Source organism: Micromonospora sp. NPDC004540 (genome assembly GCF_040610095.1).
GTDB lineage: Bacteria > Actinomycetota > Actinomycetes > Mycobacteriales > Micromonosporaceae > Micromonospora.
In genome coordinates, this window is sequence record NZ_JBEXLR010000020.1 from 64,628 (window position 1) to 81,834 (window position 17,207).

Genomic DNA, 17,207 nt, shown 5'->3' on the forward strand with positions numbered 1-17,207 from the left:
GTCGCCCCCGGCGTGTCGCGCGTTAGCCCTGGTGACCGCCCTCGAACCCCCGGAGGATCCGTGATCAAGCGCAACAAGCTCTTCGGCAACCAGACCCGGGTCACCTTCTGCCTGCCGCGGGACACCCCGCCCGGCACGGTCAGCGTGGTCGGCTCCTTCAACGACTGGCAGCCCGGCCGGCACGAGCTGGTCACCCGCCGGGACGGCACCCGGACCGTGACGGTGCGGCTCGGCCCGGGCGAGTACCGCTTCCGCTACCTGGCCACCGGCGGCGTCTGGCTGGACGACGACGCCGCCGACGCGGTCGACGAGCAGGGCAGCCGCCTGCTGCTCTGACCGCCCCGGCGGCGTCGCGGGTCAGCCCTGTCGCGGCTCCAGCCGGACCGAGATCGAGTTCACGCAGTGCCGGGTGTCCTTCGGGGTGAAGCCCTCGCCCTCGAAGACGTGCCCGAGGTGGCTGTCGCAGCGGGCGCAGCGGATCTCGACCCGCCGCATGCCGAGGGTGTTGTCGGGGATCTCCTTGACCGCGCCCGGGATGGCGTCGTCGAAGCTCGGCCAGCCGCAGTGCGAGTCGAACTTGTCCTCGCTGCGGAACAGCTCCGCCCCGCAGGCCCGGCAGTGGTAGACGCCGGGGGTCTTGGTGTCGACATACTCGCCGGTCCACGGCCGCTCGGTGCCGGCCTCGCGGAGCACCCGGAACTCCTCCGGGCTCAGCCGGACCCGCCACTCGTCCTCGGTGCGGGGCAGTTCATTGTCGGAAAGACTCACCGGACAACCGTACGTCGGCCGTCGGTGGCATCGCATAGGGTCGCCCAATGGCTGGCAGCAAGGCCGCAGTCGAGGAGATCGAGGTCGCCGGGCACACCGTACGGCTGAGCAGCCCCGACCGGGTGATCTTCCCGCAGCGCGGTTTCACCAAGGCGGACGTCTTCCACTACTACCTGTCGGTCGGCGAGGGGATCATGCGGGCCCTGCGCGACCGGCCCACCACCCTGCAGCGCTTCCCGGAGGGCATCGAGGGGGAGGCGTTCTTCCAGAAGCGGGTGCCGGCCCGGGGCGTGCCCCCGTGGGTGGCGACCGCGGAGATCAGCTTCCCGAGCGGCCGGAAGGCCGCCGAGCTGTGTCCGGCCGACCTGGCGCACGTGGCCTGGGCCGCGCAGATGGGCACGGTGGTGTTCCACCCGTGGCCGGTGCGCGCCGCCGACGTCGACCGCCCCGACGAGCTGCGCATCGACCTGGACCCGCAGCCGGGCACCGACTTCACCCACGCGGTCACCGCCGCCGGTGAGCTGCGCGGGCTCCTGGACGAGCTGGGCGTGACCGGCTGGCCGAAGACCTCCGGCGGCCGGGGTGTGCACGTCTACCTGCGCATCCAGCCGCGTTGGACGTTCGTCGAGGCGCGCCGGGCCACCATCGCGCTGGCCCGGGAGCTGGAACGGCGCCGCCCCGAGCTGGTCACCACCGCCTGGTGGAAGGAGGAGCGGGGCAGCCGGGTCTTCGTGGACTTCAACCAGATGGCCCGCGACCGCACCATCGCCTGCGCGTACTCGCTGCGGGCCAACGGACGGGCCACCGTCTCCACCCCGGTCGAGTGGGACGAGCTGCCCGACGTCGACCCGGACGACTTCCACCTGGGCAGCGTGCCGGCCCGGTTCGCCGAGCGGGGCGACCCGCACGCCGGCGTCGACGACGCGCCGTGGGACATCACCCCGCTCCTGGAGTGGGCCGAGCGGGACGCGGCCGCCGGCCAGGGGGACATGCCTTACCCGCCGGAGTATCCGAAGATGCCCGGCGAGCCGAAGCGGGTGCAGCCCTCCAAGGACCGCGACCGGCCCCGCACCTGACCAGGGACCGAATAACGATCATGTAACAGGCGCGAACCTTTCCCGCCCCCCGACTGGTCTTCCTGAGCATCGGCCCAACGGGGGCCAGGGGAGGACGTCGGATGAAGCTGGTGTGGAGGCGGGCGGTCGAGGCTCGTGGACTGCTGCTCGCCGCCGCGGTCGCGGCCCTGGTCGCGGTCGCGTTGGTCACCGGACTCTCCGACTACAACCGTCGGGCGGTTGATGCGGGCGCCCGGGCGGTGCTGGACGCCGCCCCGGCCGAGGAGCGCAGCCTGCTGGTCAGCGGCTCCGGCGGGCGGGACGCCGCCGCGTACGCCGACCGGGACCGGGCCGTCCGTGCCCAGTTCGCCGACGGTCTCGGCGGGGTGCCGGTCACCGTCGCCGCGGCCCGCTACGGCACCGGGCGGGAGCTGACCGGGGACCTCGGGCCGGCCCGCACCGACGACGACCCGATGTTCGCCAGCCTCGGCACGCTGACCGACCTGCCGGCGCACGCCGAGCTGACCGGCGGGTCGTGGCCGACGCCCGGCGCGGTGCCGCTGCAGGTCACCCTCCCCGAGAAGGTCGCCTCCCAGCTCGGCCTGCGGGTCGGTGAGCGGGTGCCGCTCTACGACCGCAGCGCCGAGCGGGCCGGTGCCGTGGTGCTGGCCGGCACCTGGCGACCCCGCGATCCGGCCGACGCCTACTGGCGGCTCGCCCCGGGCGTGGGCGAGAGCCAGGGCGACGCCTCGGCCGCCTCGTACGGGCCGTTCGCGCTGGACCCCGCCGACTTCGCGCGCACCTTTCCCGGCTCGACCTCGGCGGCCTGGCTGGTCGCCCCCGACCTCGCCGTGGTCGAGCCGAGCCGGCTGACCGGGGTCACGACCGCCCTCGCCACCGTCGCCGAGGAGATCCCCGAGGCCACCGGCCTCGGCTCCTCCGCGCAGACCGTGAGCCACCTGGACCGGCTCGTCGACCGGCTCGGCCGGGCCGACCTGGTGGGCCGGTCCGCCCTGCTCACCCCGCTGCTGCTGATCGTGGTGCTCGGCGGCTACGCGCTGGTGCTGGTCGCCGCGCTGCTCAACGAGGACCGCCGGGCGCAGACCGCGCTGCTGCGGGCCCGCGGCGCCGCCCGCGGCCAGCTCGCCGGACTCGCCGTACGCGAGGCGACGCTGGTGGTGGCACCGGCCGTGCTGCTCGCTCCGGCGCTGACCGGGCAGGCCGTGCACCGGCTCGGCGGGGACCTGCGGCTGGCCGACGGCGGGGTGGCCCGGATCTGGGTGGTGGCCGTCGCCGCCGCGATCGGCTGCCTGCTCGCCATGATGCTGCCGGCGCTGCGCCGGGCCGGCACCTACGTCGCCGACATGGCGGCCCGCTCCCGCCCCACCCGGGGCGCGGCCGTGCAGCGGGCCAGCGTCGACCTGGCCCTGGTCGCGCTGGCCGTGCTCGCCTGGACCCAGCTGCGGCAGTACTCGTCGCCGCTGGCCGGGGCCGGCGGGCGGCTCGGCATCGACCCGCTGCTCGCCGCCGCGCCCACCATCGGCGTGCTGGCCGGCGCGGTCATCGCGCTGCGGCTGCTGCCGCCGGCCACCCGGGTCGCCGAGCGCTTCGTCGACCGGCGGCCGTGGACGGCCACCATGTTCGGCATGTGGCAGGCCGGCCGCCGGCCGCACGCCGGTCCCGTGCTGCTGCTCGCCCTCGCCGTCGGCGGCAGCACCCTGGCCTGGTCGCTGGTCGCCTCCTGGGAACGCTCGCAGCGCGACCAGGCCCGGCACACCGTCGGCGCCGACCTGCGGCTGGTCGAGCGGAACGGCGCCGCGCCCGCGGACCGGGCCGCCCGACTGGCCGCCACGGCCGGGTTGACCGGGGTGCTGCCGGCGTGGCGGGACGAGGTCCGACTGGGCCGCGACGCCCGGCCGGCCAGCGTGGTGAGCCTCGACGCCGCCGCCGCGACCGGGGTGCTCAAACTGGACGACGCGGCCGGCGGGGCGTCCACCGCCACGCTGCTCGACCGGCTGGTCAAGGGGCGGGCCGCGCCCGCCGGGGTGGTCCTGCCGGCCGGTGCGCACACCCTCACCGGCGCTGTCCGCACCCCGGTCGACGACCCGTTCGGGATCCCGCAGGTGACCGTGTCCGCGCTGCTCACCACCGACACCGGCGCCGCGTGGCGGGTGCCGCTGACGGTCGCCGACGGCGACGGCCGCCCGGTGCGCTTCGCCGTGCCGCTACCCGGGACCGGCGGTGCCCCGCTGCGGCTGGCCGGGTTCGAGGCCGACGGCGGCGCGGCGGTCGGCCTCTCCTACGGGCTGCGGATCGAGGGGCTCCGGCTCACCGACGCCGCCGGCGCGCCCCTGCCGCTACCGGTCGACGGCGACTGGCGGGTCACCACCGCGGAGGGGCCGCGCCGTCCGGCCCGGGTCGCCGCGACCGGCGTCGAGGCCACCCACCCGATCGACCTGCCGGCGGGGGCCCTGCAGTTCGCCCGCCAGCCCTCGTCCCGGTTCGCCGTGGTGCCCGCCGGGGACGACCCGCCCGTGCCGGCCCTGATGACCCCCGGGGCTGCGGCGGCGCTGAACGTCCGCACCGGTTACACCGTGACCCTCGCGCTGTCCGGGGTGTCGCTGCCGGTCACGGTCGTCGGCCAGGTCGCCGCCGTCCCCGGCACCACCGGCGACGGGGTGCTGCTGGACCTGCCCGCCGCCACCAACCTGCTGCTCCGCCAGCAGGGCACGGTCCGGCCGGTGGCCGAGTGGTGGCTGCGGACCGACGCCGGTGGGCACGCCGCGGCGGCCGAGCAACTGGCCGGTTTCGGCGGCACCACGCTGCTCGACCGGCGGCAGGTGGCCGCGGAGGCGGCCCGCGACCCGTACTGGCGGGGCGCCCGCACGGGCCTGCTCGCCGCCGCGCTCGGCTCGGTCCTGCTCGCCCTGGTCGGCCTCGGCGTGGACGTCTGGGCCACCACCCGGCACCGGCTCGCCGAGTTCGCGGTGCTGCACACGCTCGGCGCGAACGCCCGGCTGCTGGCCCGCGCCCTCCTCGCCGAGCAGGCCTTCCTGGCCGGCATCGGCGTCGGCGTCGGGCTGCTGGTGGGGGCCGGTGTTGCGGCCACCATGGTGCCGCTGGTGATCCTCACTCCGGCCGCCGGCCGGCCGGTGCCCGAGGCGGTGTTCACCGTGCCCTGGTCGCCCGTCGGGCTGACCGCCGTCGGGCTGCTGCTGGCCGCGCTGGCCTTCGCCGCCCTCATCACCACGGGCATCCGCCGTCGGGTGGCCGCCGCACAGCTCCGGATCGGGGGAGAACGATGAGTCCGTCAGGTGCGCCGCGGCGGGTCCGGGCGTACGGGGGGCACTTCCTGCTGCTCGCCGTCCTGACCCTGGTCACCGCGCTGCTGATCACCGCGGTGCCCCGGGTCGCCGACCGGCTCACCGGGCAGGGGCTGCGGGAGTACGTGGCCGCCCAGCCGGTGGCCCGGCGCGACCTGACGTACACCACCGAGCCGACGGTGCTGCCCCGGACCGCCTCCCGGGTCGCCGCCACCAACGCCGGCGAGCTGGCCACCGTCGAGGCGCGGATGCCGCCGGCCGTGGGGCGGACCATCGGCGAGCGGTGGTACTCGGCGCAGACCGGGTTCGGCCGGTTGACCGGGCCGACCCTGGACCCCGGCAAGGGCCTCATCGACGTCAGCCTGCGCAGCATGACCGGGCTGCCCGAGGCGGCCACCCTGGTCGACGGCCGCTGGCCGGCCGGCGGCACCGGTGCCGGTGACGCCATCGAGGTCGCCCTCGCCGACACCGTGGCCGGCCAGCTCGGGATCCGCGCCGGCAACACCTTCGCCTGGTCCGCTCTCGACCAGGACGGCAATCCGGTCCGGCAGCGCACAGTGGCCCTGGTCGGGGTCTTCCGGCCGACGGACCCGCACGCCGGGATCTGGGACGCGTTGCCCCAGATCCTGCGGCTCGCCGCGCCCACGCAGGACGGCAAACCGTTCCTCTCCGTCGCGTACACCGCCGAGGCCGGCTTCGACGCGGCCGCCACCTCCGGCTGGCCGGTCAGCTTCGCCTGGCGCTACCGGGTGGCCCCCGACCGGATCAGCCCGGGGCAGCTCACCGCCCTGGTCGACGGGCTCGCCGCGCTGGAGCGGACCCGCCCCGCCGGGCTGACCCTGACCCAGGGCGTGGACATCCCGCTGCGCCGCTTCGCCGAGTCCCTCGCCGCCGCCCGTACGCTGCTGGCCGTCATCGCGGCCGGGCTGCTCGCCACCCTGGCCGGCCTGATCCTGCTGGCCGCCCGCCTCGCCGCGCGCCGCCGCCAGGGCGAGTACGCGCTGCTGCGCGCCCGGGGCGGGGCGAACGCCGCGGTGCTGGGCCGCGGGCTGGCCGAGTCGCTGCTGGTGCTGCCCCTCGCTGCCGGCGTGGGCTGGTTGCTCGGCGGGCTGCTTCCCGGCGACGGGGCAGAGCTGCGCTGGGTGCTGCTCGCCACGCTGCTGGCCACCCTGGTCCCGCCGCTCACCGCGCTCACTGCCGGCCGGGGCGGCGGCGGCCGGACGGACCTGGTCGGCGCCCGGTCCCCCGCCGTGCGGCTCACCGTCGAGGTGACCCTGCTCGCGGTGGCCGCCCTCGGCGCGTTCCTGCTCCGCCGGCGCGGGCTCACCCTCGACGGGACGGTGGATCCGCTGCTGGTCTCGGTGCCGGTGCTGCTGGCCGTCGCCGCGGCGCTGGTCGCGCTGCGCGCGTACCCGTGGCCGCTGCGGCTGCTCAGCCGGGCCGCCGCCCGGGCCCGGGGCAGCGTCGCGTTCCTCGGCACCGCCCGCGCCGGCCGGGCCGCCACCACCGGCCCGCTGGTCGTGGTGGTGCTGGCCGTGGCGACCGCCGCGTTCTGCGGGGTGGTCGCGGCCGGCATCGAGAACGGCCGGGACCGGGCCGCCGCCGACGCGGTGCCCGGTGACGTCCGGGTCGACGGGGAGCGGTTCGCCCCGGACACCACCGACGCGCTCGCCGCGCTGCCCGGCGTCCGCGCGGTCACTCCGCTGCTGGTCGAGACCGGCCAGCGCCCGTACGCCGACCAGGCCGGCCGGTTCGGCGGGGTCGGTGACACCCGGGTGGTGCTGGTCGACGGCGCCCGGTTCGCCGAGGTGGCCCGCCGCGCGGGCGTCCCGGTGACCGTCCCCGACCCGCTGCGCGCCACGGGCGACGGCACCGCGCCGCTGCCGGCGCTGGTCTCCGCGGCCCTGGCCGACGAGTTCACCGACGTCGGGCTGGCCGACCCGGCCGGCCGGCGCCCCGCCTGGCTGGACGTGCAGGGCAACCGGCTGCCGCTGCGCACGGCCGCCACCGTCGCGGAGTTCCCGCTCGTCGAGCGGGGCGTGACCCGGTTCGTGGTGCTGCCCTGGCCGGCGCTGCCGGCGGACGCCCCGTACCCGCTCGCCCCCACCGGCTTCCTGCTCGCCGGCGACCGGGTCGACCCGGCCGCGGTGGCCCGGGTGGTCGGCGAGGGGGCGCAGCGCTACCAGCAGGCCGGGGCGCTGACCGGCGGGGAGCCTCCCCGCCAGCCCACCGTCACCACCCGCTCGGCGGTCCGCGCCGAGCTGGGCGGCAGCGGCGTGAACGGTCTGCTGGTCTTCGGCTTCACGATCGGCGCGGTCGGCGGCGGCGTGCTGGGCCTGCTCGCGCTGGCCTTCGCCGTGCTGGCCGGGGCGCGCGGTCGCGGGCAGGTGCTGTCCCGGCTGCGCACCATGGGCCTGTCCCGCCGGCAGTGGCGCGGGCTGCTGCTGGTGGAGCTGACCCCGCTGGTGCTGGTCTCCGTGCTCACCGGCGCGGTGGTCGGCGCGCTGCTGCCGGTGCTGCTCACCCCGGTGCTCGGCCTGCCCGCGTTCACCGGCGGGGTGGCCGTGCGGGCACGTTTCGAACCCGGCCTGGTGGCCGGCGTGCTGGGCCTCGCCGTGCTGGCCCTCGGCTTCGCGATCGCCGTCGAGGCCCTGAACAACCGTCGGATGCGCCTCGGCGAGGTGCTCCGGCTCGGAGAGGAGAGCTGAGATGACCGCGATCGACTATGGCCATCCGGGCTCGGCGCGTCTGACGCCGCGCAGCGACCCCGGACAGCCAGCGTCCGCCGTACCGGACCTGGCCGCCCTTCAGCAGCGCGCCGCGGAGCGCGCCGCCGAACGGGCCGGCGGCCGGGACCGGCTGCGCGGGCACATCGTCTGCGACGGCCTGGTCCGCATCTTCAAGACCGAGGGGGTGGAGGTGGTCGCCCTCCAGGGCCTCGACCTGGTCATCGACCGGGGCGAGCTGGTGGCGATCGTCGGCGCCTCCGGGTCCGGCAAGTCCACCCTGCTGAACATCCTCTCCGGGCTGGACACCCCGACCGCCGGCATCGCCCGGGTCGCCGACTACGACCTGCTCGCCCTGTCGCCCCGGCGCCGGCTCGCCTACCGCCGCCAGGTGGTCGGCTTCGTCTGGCAGCAGACCGGCCGGAACCTGCTGCCGTACCTGACCGCGCTCGAGAACGTCGAGCTGCCCATGAAGCTGGCCGGTGGCCGCTCCCGGCGGGCCCGGCGGGAACGGGCCCGCGAGCTGCTCGACCTGGTCGGGGTCGGCTACTGCGCGGACCGCCGGCCGGGCCAGCTCAGCGGCGGCGAGCAGCAGCGCTGCGCGGTGGCCGTGGCGGTGGCCAACGACCCGGAGGTGCTCTTCGCCGACGAGCCGACCGGTGAGCTGGACGAGGCCACCGGCGCCGAGGTCTTCGCCGCGCTGCGCACGATCAACGCCGAGCTGGGCGTCACCATCGTGGTGGTCACCCACGACCACGCCGTGGCCGGCCAGGTCCGCCGGACCGTCGCGATCCGCGACGGCCGGACCTCCTCCGAGGTACGCCGCACCGCCCGGGTCACCGCCGACGGCGGCACCGAGCTGGTCAGCGAGGAGTACGCGGTGCTCGACCGGACCGGCCGGATGCAGCTCCCGGCGTCCTTCGTGGACGCCCTGTCCCTGCGCGACCGGGTCCGGCTCAACCTGGAACCCGATCACGTCGAGGTGCGGCCGGGCGACCGGGCGCACGCCGAGGAGAGTGAGTGATGACCGAGCAGCTGACCGTGCCGCCGGCCCGCGTCGCCGTCGACGAGGTGGTCCGGGTCGAGGGGGTGAGCCGCACCTTCGGCAAGGGCGAGCACGCCGTCCACGCCGTGCGGGACGTCTCCTTCGGGGCCGGCCGGGGTGAGCTGGTCGCGGTCCGGGGCCGCTCCGGGGCCGGCAAGACCACCCTGCTGAACCTGGTCGGCGGGCTGGACCGGCCGGACCGCGGGCGGGTCCGGGTGGCCGGGCACGAGGTGACGGCCGCGAGCGAACGGGAGCTGCTGGCGCTGCGCCGGGGCACCGTCGGGTTCATCTTCCAGACCTTCGGCCTGGTGCCGATCCTGTCGGCGGCGGAGAACGTCGGGGTGCCGCTGCGGCTGGCCAGGGTGCCCGCCGCCGAGCGGGAACAGCGCGTGGCCGTGCTGCTGGAGCTGGTCGGGCTGGGCGGGCACGCCGCGCAGCGCCCGTACGAGCTTTCCGGCGGCCAGCAGCAGCGAGTGGCGGTGGCCCGGGCGCTGGCCAACGAGCCGGACCTGCTCATCGCCGACGAGCCGACCGGTCAGCTCGACTCGGAGACCGGCCGGTCCATCATGGACCTGATCCGCGCCGTGGTGCACGCCCGCGGCATGACCGCCCTGGTCGCCACCCACGACCCGGCCCTGATCGAGATGGCCGACCGCACCCTGACCCTCCGCGACGGCCACCTGGTAACCGACTGACCCACCCAGGCCCCGCCCCGTTGATCATGAAGTTGGCGGCAGTCCGCCCCGGCGTGTCGTGCCGTCAACCTCATGATCGACCGGGGTGGGCGGGGGAGTGGCGGCGGTGGTAGGACACCGTGAGCAACAGGAGGAGGGGGCCCCAGAGGAGGAGGGGGGCGTAGCAGGCCAGCAGGAGGGTGAAGCCGGGCGGGGTGAAGCCGAGGTCGTTGCCGTGCACGACCACGCCCCAGGCGGCGTACCCCCAGATCAGGGTGAGCGCGACGGCGCCCGCGGTGGCGACGGTGACGGCGAACCGCGGCGGCACCCGCCGGCCGCCGACCAGCGGCAGCCGGCTCGGGAACACCTCGCCCCACGGGCGGACCAGGCCGAGCGCGAGCAGCGCCAACCCCTCCGAGACCACGCTCAGCGAGACGATGTAGACGCTCTCGCCGAGGCCGGGATCGACCGGCGCGCCGCGCGCCGCCGCGCCGATCGGCAGGCCGGCGACCAGAGCGATCCGCCACAGCCCGGACGGCAGGACGGCCAGCGGGATCAGGTGGGCGACGCGGACCGCCCAGGCCGGCGCGGGACGGCGGGCACCGCAGTGGACGGCGCCGGACGCGGTGTCGCTGGTCATGGGGCCTCCCCGGTGCCGGAAACTGCTCTCCAGCCTGCCGACCGGTCCGGCGAGGGAACTCCCCGCGACCGGGGAGTCAGCTCCCCCGGCCGGGGGAGGGGTCGTCCGGCAGCGCTCCCGCCAGCGGGATGAGCAGGCAGCCGAGCAGGGCCAGCAGCGCCCCCGCGCCCGGGCCGGTCGACACCAGTCCGGCCTCCCGGGCGTACGGGTCCGTGGCGGAGAAATACCACCAGCCGGCGGTGGCCACCCCACCGGCGAGCACGGTCGAGACCAGGAGCCCGCGGCTGACGTCGCGCCACAGCCAGCGGGACGGGCCGACCCGGGCCAGCGAGACCACGGCGACCAGGCCGCACACCAGCGCCCACGGCAGCACGACCCACAGCAGCTGCCCGCCGGGCCGCAGCGCGACCCGGTCCGGGTAGACGGTGCGCCAGGCCGGCAGCGCCGGGATGGCGAGGACGGCGAGCAGGCCGGCGCCGAGCAGGGCGGCCCCGACCCGCCGTCGGCGGGACAGCAGAGCTCCGGGTGGGGGCATCGCCGCCAACCTGACCGTCAGAGGGCCAGCTTCATGCCCTCGTGGCTGGCCACGAAGCCGAGGTCGCGATAGAAGCGGTGCGCGTCGGCGCGGCTCTTGTCGGTGGTGAGCTGCACCAGCGCGCAACCCCGCTCCCGGGCCCGGTCGATCGCCCAGGTCATCATCGCCCGGCCCAGGCCCCGGCCGCGCAGGTCGGAGCGGACCCGGACCGACTCGATCAGCGACCGCTCGGCGCCGTGCCGGCCCAGCCCCGGGATGTAGGTGATCTGGAAGCAGCCGACCAGCTCGCCGCCGGTCTCCGCGACGACCAGGTGGTTGCGCGGGTCGGCGTCGATGGCGGCGAACGCCCGCTCGTACGCCTCGTCCACCTCGGTGAAGTCCCGGGCCTTGCCCAGCACGTCGTCGGCGAGCAGGGCGATGACGGCGGGCAGGTCGGCCCGGACGGCCTCCCGGAAGATCACATCGGTCATGTCGGGCAGCCTCGCACAGTCACGCCCGACGATGCGGTCGCGTCGGTTGCCGGCACCGGGCAGCATGTGCGCCATGGACGTCCTGCTGTTGCCGTTCCGCGGGATCTACCGGGGTCTGGTCTGGTTCGCCAACTCGCCCCGCACGTTGATCATCTCGTACCTGCTGATGATCGTGGTGGCCGGCGTGCTGTACAGCCAAGCCGAGCACAAGAGCGCCGCCGACTCGGTCTGGTGGGCCGTGGTGACGGCCTCCACCGTCGGCTACGGCGACATCTCCCCGACCTCCTTCGAGGGGCGGTTCCTCGCCGCGCTGCTCATCTCCACCATGGTGCTGCTGGTCATCCCGCTGATCACCGCCCACTTCGCCAGCCGGCTCATCGTGGACGACGATGCCTTCGAGCACGCCGAGCAGGAGGAGTTGAAGGCGGACGTGCGGCGGCTGCGGGCGCTGGTGGAGGAGATGGCCGCCCGGCAGGGCATCGCGGTGCCCGAGCCGGAGCGCCCCGAGCCGGTCAGCACGGCCCCGCCCGGGGAACGGCGCCGCCTGCGCCGCCGGCGCCGGTGACGACGCCGGCCGCGGGGTGGGCGGCCGGCTGACCGGCCCGCCCGCCGTCACCGGGCGGGGCAGCGCAGCCCTTCCCGGGGGACGGTGAGCGAGACCAGGTAGGCGTCGACGGCCGCCGTCACGCAGGCGGTCTGCGGGTAGGCCGTGTGCCCCTCGCCCTCCCAGGTGAGCACCCGGCCGACGCCCAGCATCGAGGCCAGCGCGGCGGTCTGCTCGTAGGGCGTGGCCGGGTCGCCGGTGGTGCCGACCACCAGGATCGGCGGCGCGCCGGCCGCCTTCCCGGTCGGGTAGGGGTCGCGCCCGCCGGGCCACTCCACGCAGCCGAGCATCCCGACCGCCAGCGCCGGGCCGAACAGCGGGTATTTCTGCCGCCACTGCGACTGGAGCGACCGGATCTGGTCCCGGGTCGGCTTCTCGGTCTCGTCGGCGCAGTTGACCGCCATGTTGGCGTCGAACAGGTTGGAGTAGTGCCCGTCGTCCTCGCGGCCCGCGTAGGCGTCGGCGAGCTTGAACACGCCGGTCGGATCACCGCCCTGCAACGCGTCGACCGCCCGGGCCAGCTCCTGCCAGCCCTGCTCGGTGTAGAGGGAGGAGATGACCGCGTAGAACACCCAGCCGGCGGTGGCCTCCCGGCCGTCCTTCCCGCGGACGGGCGAGACCCTGGCCTTGTCGATGGCCGTGGTCACCGCGGCTCGGGCGTCCGGCGCGATCGGGCAGCGGCCCGCGTTCGCCGCGCACCAGCGGGAGAAGTTGTCGAAGGCCCGCTCGAAGCCCTTGGCCTGGCTCTCCGAGCCGGCCACGAGCTTCTGCCGCGGGTCCACCGCGCCGTCGAGCACCAGCGCCCGCACCCGCTGCGGGTAGAGCTGGGCGTACGTCGCGCCGAGCAGGGTGCCGTAGGAGTAGCCGAGGTAGGTCAGCTTCTCGTCGCCGACGGCCGCGCGCACCGCGTCCATGTCCCGCGCGGCCTGCTCCGTGCCGTAGAGCGGCAGCTGGTCGCCGTATTTCCCGCCGCACCGCTGGCCGACCCGCCGGTTGAGGTCGACGAAGCCGTCGAAGGACGCCTGGCTCTCCGGGTCGGGGTCGTAGCCGAAGCTGGCGTCCAGGTCGGCGTCGGGGATGCACTTCACCGGGCTGGACCGGGCCACCCCGCGCGGGTCGAAGCCGACGATGTCGAACCGGTCGGTCACGTCGGCCGGCAGCCCGCCGAACCCCGGCCCGAAGGAGAGGTAGACCGCGGTGTCCACGCCGGACGCGCCGGGACCGCCCGGGTTCACCACCAGCGACCCGATCCGGTCGCGCTGCTTGTTCGAGCGGATCCGGATCAGCGCGATCTCGAAGGTCTCCCCGGCGCCCGGCCCGGCGGTCGCGCCGGTCGCCGCCCCGGTGCCCCAGTTGCGGGGTACGGCGATCCGGGCGCAGTCGTAGCGCATGCCCGCCGCGCCCCGCCCCACCAGCTCGTCCGGCACCTCCGGGCAGGCCCGCCAGGTCGGCGCGGTGCCCGGGGCCGCCGCCTCGCCCTGGCTCTCGGCCCGCGGGGCGAACGCCGGCAGCGTGCAGCCGGCGGTGAGCACCAGCGCCGCGACGAACCCGGCCAGGGTGGGCCGGCGACGGATCCGGTCGAAGAAGCGGGTCACGTGGAGCCCTCCATGATCGTGTGGACCGCCAGGCTACGCCCGGCCCGGCCCGTCGCCGACGGTCGCCGCCGGATCCCCGCGCAGCACCTGGTCGACGTCGTAGCGGATCGGGCGCTCCAGCTGGTCGTACGTGCAGGAGCGGGGATCGCGGTCGGGGCGCCAGCGGACGAACTGGGCGGTGTGCCGCAGTCGGTCGCCCTCCATCGCGTCGTAGCCCACCTCGACCACCAGCTCCGGGCGCAGCGGCTCCCACTCCAGGTTCTTGCCGCCGGTCCACCGGCTCACCCCGCCCGGGATGCGCTGCCCCCGCTCGTGGTCGCCGTGCACCCACGGGTGGTCGCCGCCGACCTCCCGGTAGGGCTCCAGCTCGTCCAGCAGCTCCTTGCGCCGGGCCGCGCTGAACGAGGAGCTGACCCCGATGTGGTGCAGCACCCCGGCGTCGTCGTAGAGGCCGAGCAGCAGCGAGCCCACCACCGGGCCGGACTTGTGCCAGCGGAAGCCGGCCACCACCGCGTCGGCGCTGCGCGCGTGCTTGACCTTGAACATCAGCCGCTTGCCCGGCTCGTAGGGCAGGTCGGCCGGCTTGACGATGAGCCCGTCCAGCCCGGCCCCCTCGAACACGTCGAACCAGCGCCGGGCCGTCGCCGGGTCGGTGGTCACCTGGGTGACGTGCACCGGCGGCCGGACCTTGGCCAGCGCCTTCTCCAGGCGGGCCCGGCGCTCCGGGTAGGCCTGGTCGGTCAGCAGCTCGTCGTCGAGGGCGAGCAGGTCGAAGGCGACGAAGTCGGCCGGGGTGGTCTCGGCGAGCAGCTTCACCCGGGAGGCGGCCGGGTGGATCCGCTGGGCCAGCAGCTCGAAGTCGAGCCGCGGCTGGCCGCCCGGGCCGTCCCGGCGGATCACGATCAGCTCCCCGTCGACCGCGCACCGCTCCGGGAGCTGGCGGCGCGCCTGCTCCACCACCTCCGGGAAGTAGCGGGTCATCGTCTTGCCGCCGCGACTGGCCAGCTCGACCTCGTCGCCGTCGCGGAAGATGATGCAGCGGAAGCCGTCCCACTTGGGTTCGTAGGTCAGGCCGGGATCGGTGGGCAGTTGGGGCACGCTCTTCGCCAGCATCGGCTCGACCGGCGGATTGATCGGCAGGTCCACGGCGACCAGTCAACCAGACCCCACCGACGGTCGTGAGGCAGATCACCGGCGGTGCCGGGCGGCGTGTCCCGTCCCGGACCCCTTCGTCACCCGCGCCCGGATGGTGAAACCGCAGGTCAGGGCTACGGTCGCGGCGTGCCGGAGTGGAGCTGCGGATGCTGCGGGCGGTGGCGGGTCAGCGTGGAGCTGATCCGCGGGCGCTACCGCTACCGGCTGGTGCACCGCTACCCGGCCGAGCACGGCGGCGGCGCGAACGTGGTCGGCGAGGTGGCCTCGGTGGCCGAGCTGGAACTGCTGCTCCGGCGGTACGCCCCGGTCGGCCTGGCCGACCTCCGCGAGGCGGCCTGACCGTCCCGCTGAAGGCCGACGGGCTCAGGCGCCGCTGCGAGCGGGGCTGACCGCGCCGGGGCCACCCGCCACGGTCTTCTCCAGCACGGCCAGGCGGTTGCCGTTCTCGTCCGGCCGGTGCGCCACCACGCGGTAGCCGCGCCGCGCGTACAGGCCCAGGTTCTCCGCGCTCTCCGCGCCGGTGAACAGGGCGAACCGGGCCACCTGGCCGGCGCAGGCGGACTCCACCGCGGTCAGCAGCCGGCCACCGATGCCGCGCCCCTGCTGGTCCGGGGCGACCGCGAGCCGGCCGACGTGGGCGGTGTCGCCGTCGATCCGGGCGCGTACCGAGCCGACGAGGCGGGGCCCGAGCCGGGCCGCGAGCACCACGGTCGGGCCGGCCAGGGCGGCGCGGACCTCGTCCAGGGTCTCGGTCAGCGGGGGCAGGAACACGTCCCGGTAGCGCTGCGCCTCCACCAGGTACGCGGCGCGCTGCACGGTGAGGATCTCACCGGCGTCCGCGACGCCGGCCGGGGCGATGGTCAGCTCGTCGGTCACCCGGCAAGCCCACCACAGCCCGCCGGACCGGCCCTCGGCGGGCCACCCGACCCGGCCGTACGCTGGCGGGGTCCCGCGCGAGGAGGAGGCCGACGTGGCCGAGCTGACGTACCCGGAGGTGGGGGCGACCCGCGACGGACGCCTGCCGGCCGGCTACCACCACCTGCGCCACCGGGTCCGGCTGCCGGACGGCGGCTTCCCGACCGCGGCGGACGCGGTGCTCGGCTGGCGGCTGCACCGGGCCGCGGGGGTCGTCATGCGCACCGACGCGCCGCGCGTGGCCGCGGGGGTGCGGGTCACCCCGGGGCTCGGGGTCGGCCCGCTGCGGATCTGGGGCCCCACCGAGGTGGTCTGGACGGTGGACGAGCCGGATCGGGCCGGGTTCGGCTACGGCACCCTGCCCGGGCACCCGGAGGTCGGCGAGGAGGCGTTCCTGGTCACCCGGGCCGCCGACGGTGTGTGGTTCGAGGTCACCGCGTTCAGCCGGCCGGCCCGCTGGTACGTGCGGGCCGCCGGGCCGGTCGCCCGGGCCGTCCAGCAGGCGTACGCGTGGTGGCTGGGGCGGACCCTGCGCCGGCTCTGCACCGGTCACCGGCCAGCGTCGCCGGCCGCCCGGGGTCGGTAGCCGCCTCCGCCGGCCGCCCGGGTCAGTAGCCGGCGAAGGAGCGGATCGGGGCGCGGGGGCCGTACTTCGGCGCCTGGATGCCGGCGGCCTCCAGCAGCACGCAGACCCGCCCGCGGTGGCCCCGGAACGGCTCCAGCAGGGCCAGCATCCGGGCGTCGTCGCCGCGCGGCTCCCCGGCCAGGGCCCAGGCCACCGTGTTGGGCACGTGGTAGTCGCCGACGCTGACCGCGTCCGGGTCCCCGTACGCGACCCGGACCACCTCGGCGGCGGTCCACGGGCCGATGCCGGCGATCGCGGTGAGCCGGCGGGTGGCCTCGGCGGCGTCGGCGCAGCGTTCCAGCCGGTCCGCGACGGCGGCCGCCCGGCGCAGCGTGTCGGCCCGGCGCTGCTCCACGCCGAAGGGGTGGAAGACCCAGTACGGCGTGGCCGCCACCGCCGCCGCCTCGGGCGGCAGCAGCAGCGGCTGCAGCGGCCCCGGCGCCGGCTCCCGGAAGTGCCGCACGGTCGCCGCGTACGCCCGGTACGCCTCCTTGCCGGTGACCTTCTGTTCGAAGACGGCCCGCAGCAGCCGGGGGAAGACCTGGCCGGTGGCGGGCATCCGCAGCCCGTGGTGCTCGCGGGCCAGCCGGGCCACCAGCGGGTGCGCGTCGGCCAGCGCCCCGAACCCGGTCAGGTCGTCGCGGAGCCCGGCCACCGCGTCGGCCCGCTCGACCACCCAGTCCGCCCCGGGGCCGTAGCCCTCGGCGACCAGTTCACCGGCGGCGGGGCGCAGCGCGAGGGTGGCCGGGCCGGCCGGGGTGCGGGTGGCCCACCAGAAGCTGCCGGCGGCGATCCGGGCGCACGGGTCGTAGGGGCTGAAGGTGAGGGCGCGGACCGAGGCGGCCAGTCGGTAGCCGGCCGGGGGGCGCAGCGTCCGGCGGGCGGCGGGGGAGGTCACCCCGCCACTCTGCCACGCGCCCCCGCCGCACCGGCCGGAGGTGCGGGCACCGGCCCGCGTCGCGTTTCGGGGGCGCCCGGCGCGGAAGGGGATCGCGGCGCCGGCCCGTAGGTTTCGACGGTCCGGCGCAGAAGGGGATCGCGGCGCCGGCCCGTAGGTTTCGACGGTCCGGCGCAGAA

17 protein-coding genes are annotated in these 17,207 nt (G+C 76.4%); 9 read left to right on the forward strand and 8 right to left on the reverse strand.

What is annotated here, in order from left to right; all coding sequences use genetic code 11:
- The first annotated feature begins 60 nt into the window (after nt 1–60).
- The gene (locus ABZV78_RS10120; RefSeq protein ID WP_355637186.1) at nt 61–336 is read left to right on the forward strand and encodes an isoamylase early set domain-containing protein; all 276 of its coding nucleotides are present in this window, start codon (nt 61–63) and stop codon (nt 334–336) included.
- Nucleotides 337–357: 21 nt separating this feature from the next.
- Here the strand turns inward: ABZV78_RS10120 and msrB are convergent, their stop codons facing one another.
- The gene (msrB, locus tag ABZV78_RS10125; protein ID WP_107078418.1) at nt 358–768 is read right to left on the reverse strand and encodes a peptide-methionine (R)-S-oxide reductase MsrB; all 411 of its coding nucleotides are present in this window, start codon (nt 766–768) and stop codon (nt 358–360) included.
- 47 nt (nt 769–815) lie between these two features.
- Here msrB and ligD point away from each other — a divergent pair, with 47 nt between their 5' ends.
- From ligD to ABZV78_RS10150, 5 genes are all read left to right on the forward strand, one after another.
- Nucleotides 816–1,844, forward strand: coding sequence for a non-homologous end-joining DNA ligase (ligD, locus tag ABZV78_RS10130; RefSeq protein ID WP_355637188.1), 1,029 nt, complete (start codon nt 816–818; stop codon nt 1,842–1,844).
- Between the two features lie 101 nt (nt 1,845–1,945).
- Nucleotides 1,946–5,128, forward strand: a complete 3,183-nt coding sequence (locus tag ABZV78_RS10135; RefSeq protein WP_355637190.1) for an FtsX-like permease family protein — start codon at nt 1,946–1,948, stop codon at nt 5,126–5,128.
- On the forward strand, nt 5,125–7,854 hold the full coding sequence (locus tag ABZV78_RS10140; RefSeq protein WP_355637192.1) for an FtsX-like permease family protein: 2,730 nt from the start codon (nt 5,125–5,127) through the stop codon (nt 7,852–7,854). The genes ABZV78_RS10135 and ABZV78_RS10140 overlap by 4 nt, the downstream gene beginning before the upstream one ends.
- 1 nt (nt 7,855) lies before the next feature.
- Entirely contained in the window at nt 7,856–8,896 is a 1,041-nt protein-coding gene (locus tag ABZV78_RS10145) for an ABC transporter ATP-binding protein (RefSeq protein ID WP_355637194.1), read from the forward strand.
- A complete protein-coding gene (locus ABZV78_RS10150; protein ID WP_355637196.1) occupies nt 8,896–9,612 on the forward strand; it encodes an ABC transporter ATP-binding protein in 717 nt (238 codons plus the stop codon). The genes ABZV78_RS10145 and ABZV78_RS10150 overlap by 1 nt, the downstream gene beginning before the upstream one ends.
- Nucleotides 9,613–9,682: 70 nt before the next feature.
- Here the strand turns inward: ABZV78_RS10150 and ABZV78_RS10155 are convergent, their stop codons facing one another.
- From ABZV78_RS10155 to ABZV78_RS10165, 3 genes are all read right to left on the reverse strand, one after another.
- The gene (locus ABZV78_RS10155; RefSeq protein WP_355637198.1) at nt 9,683–10,231 is read right to left on the reverse strand and encodes a hypothetical protein; all 549 of its coding nucleotides are present in this window, start codon (nt 10,229–10,231) and stop codon (nt 9,683–9,685) included.
- A 76-nt stretch (nt 10,232–10,307) separates the two neighbouring features.
- Entirely contained in the window at nt 10,308–10,766 is a 459-nt protein-coding gene (locus tag ABZV78_RS10160) for a hypothetical protein (protein WP_355637200.1), read from the reverse strand.
- 17 nt (nt 10,767–10,783) lie between these two features.
- The gene (locus ABZV78_RS10165; protein WP_355637202.1) at nt 10,784–11,236 is read right to left on the reverse strand and encodes a GNAT family N-acetyltransferase; all 453 of its coding nucleotides are present in this window, start codon (nt 11,234–11,236) and stop codon (nt 10,784–10,786) included.
- Nucleotides 11,237–11,309: 73 nt separating this feature from the next.
- On the opposite strand from ABZV78_RS10165, the gene ABZV78_RS10170 reads away from it, so the two are divergent.
- Nucleotides 11,310–11,801: an ion channel gene (locus ABZV78_RS10170; RefSeq protein WP_355637204.1), complete on the forward strand. Its 492-nt coding sequence runs from the start codon at nt 11,310–11,312 to the stop codon at nt 11,799–11,801.
- A gap of 47 nt (nt 11,802–11,848) precedes the next feature.
- Here the strand turns inward: ABZV78_RS10170 and ABZV78_RS10175 are convergent, their stop codons facing one another.
- Together ABZV78_RS10175 and ABZV78_RS10180 are read right to left on the reverse strand one after the other, a co-directional pair.
- Nucleotides 11,849–13,435: an alpha/beta hydrolase gene (locus ABZV78_RS10175; RefSeq protein ID WP_355637206.1), complete on the reverse strand. Its 1,587-nt coding sequence runs from the start codon at nt 13,433–13,435 to the stop codon at nt 11,849–11,851.
- Nucleotides 13,436–13,468: 33 nt separating this feature from the next.
- Nucleotides 13,469–14,581 (reverse strand): ATP-dependent DNA ligase, encoded by a 1,113-nt coding sequence (locus tag ABZV78_RS10180; protein ID WP_355637208.1) that lies wholly within the window; start codon nt 14,579–14,581, stop codon nt 13,469–13,471.
- Nucleotides 14,582–14,716: 135 nt separating this feature from the next.
- Here ABZV78_RS10180 and ABZV78_RS10185 point away from each other — a divergent pair, with 135 nt between their 5' ends.
- Nucleotides 14,717–14,929, forward strand: a complete 213-nt coding sequence (locus ABZV78_RS10185; RefSeq protein WP_091311643.1) for a hypothetical protein — start codon at nt 14,717–14,719, stop codon at nt 14,927–14,929.
- 24 nt (nt 14,930–14,953) lie between these two features.
- On the opposite strand, the gene ABZV78_RS10190 is transcribed toward ABZV78_RS10185, so the two are convergent.
- Complete coding sequence (locus tag ABZV78_RS10190) at nt 14,954–15,466, reverse strand: GNAT family N-acetyltransferase (RefSeq protein WP_355637209.1); 513 nt, start codon at nt 15,464–15,466, stop codon at nt 14,954–14,956.
- Between the two features lie 94 nt (nt 15,467–15,560).
- Here ABZV78_RS10190 and ABZV78_RS10195 point away from each other — a divergent pair, with 94 nt between their 5' ends.
- Nucleotides 15,561–16,091 carry a DUF1990 domain-containing protein gene (locus ABZV78_RS10195; protein WP_355637210.1) on the forward strand — a complete coding sequence of 177 codons (531 nt, stop codon included), beginning with the start codon at nt 15,561–15,563 and terminating at the stop codon, nt 16,089–16,091.
- Nucleotides 16,092–16,113: 22 nt separating this feature from the next.
- On the opposite strand, the gene ABZV78_RS10200 is transcribed toward ABZV78_RS10195, so the two are convergent.
- Nucleotides 16,114–17,028, reverse strand: a complete 915-nt coding sequence (locus tag ABZV78_RS10200; RefSeq protein WP_355637212.1) for a DNA-3-methyladenine glycosylase 2 family protein — start codon at nt 17,026–17,028, stop codon at nt 16,114–16,116.
- Between the last annotated feature and the right edge of the window lie 179 nt (nt 17,029–17,207).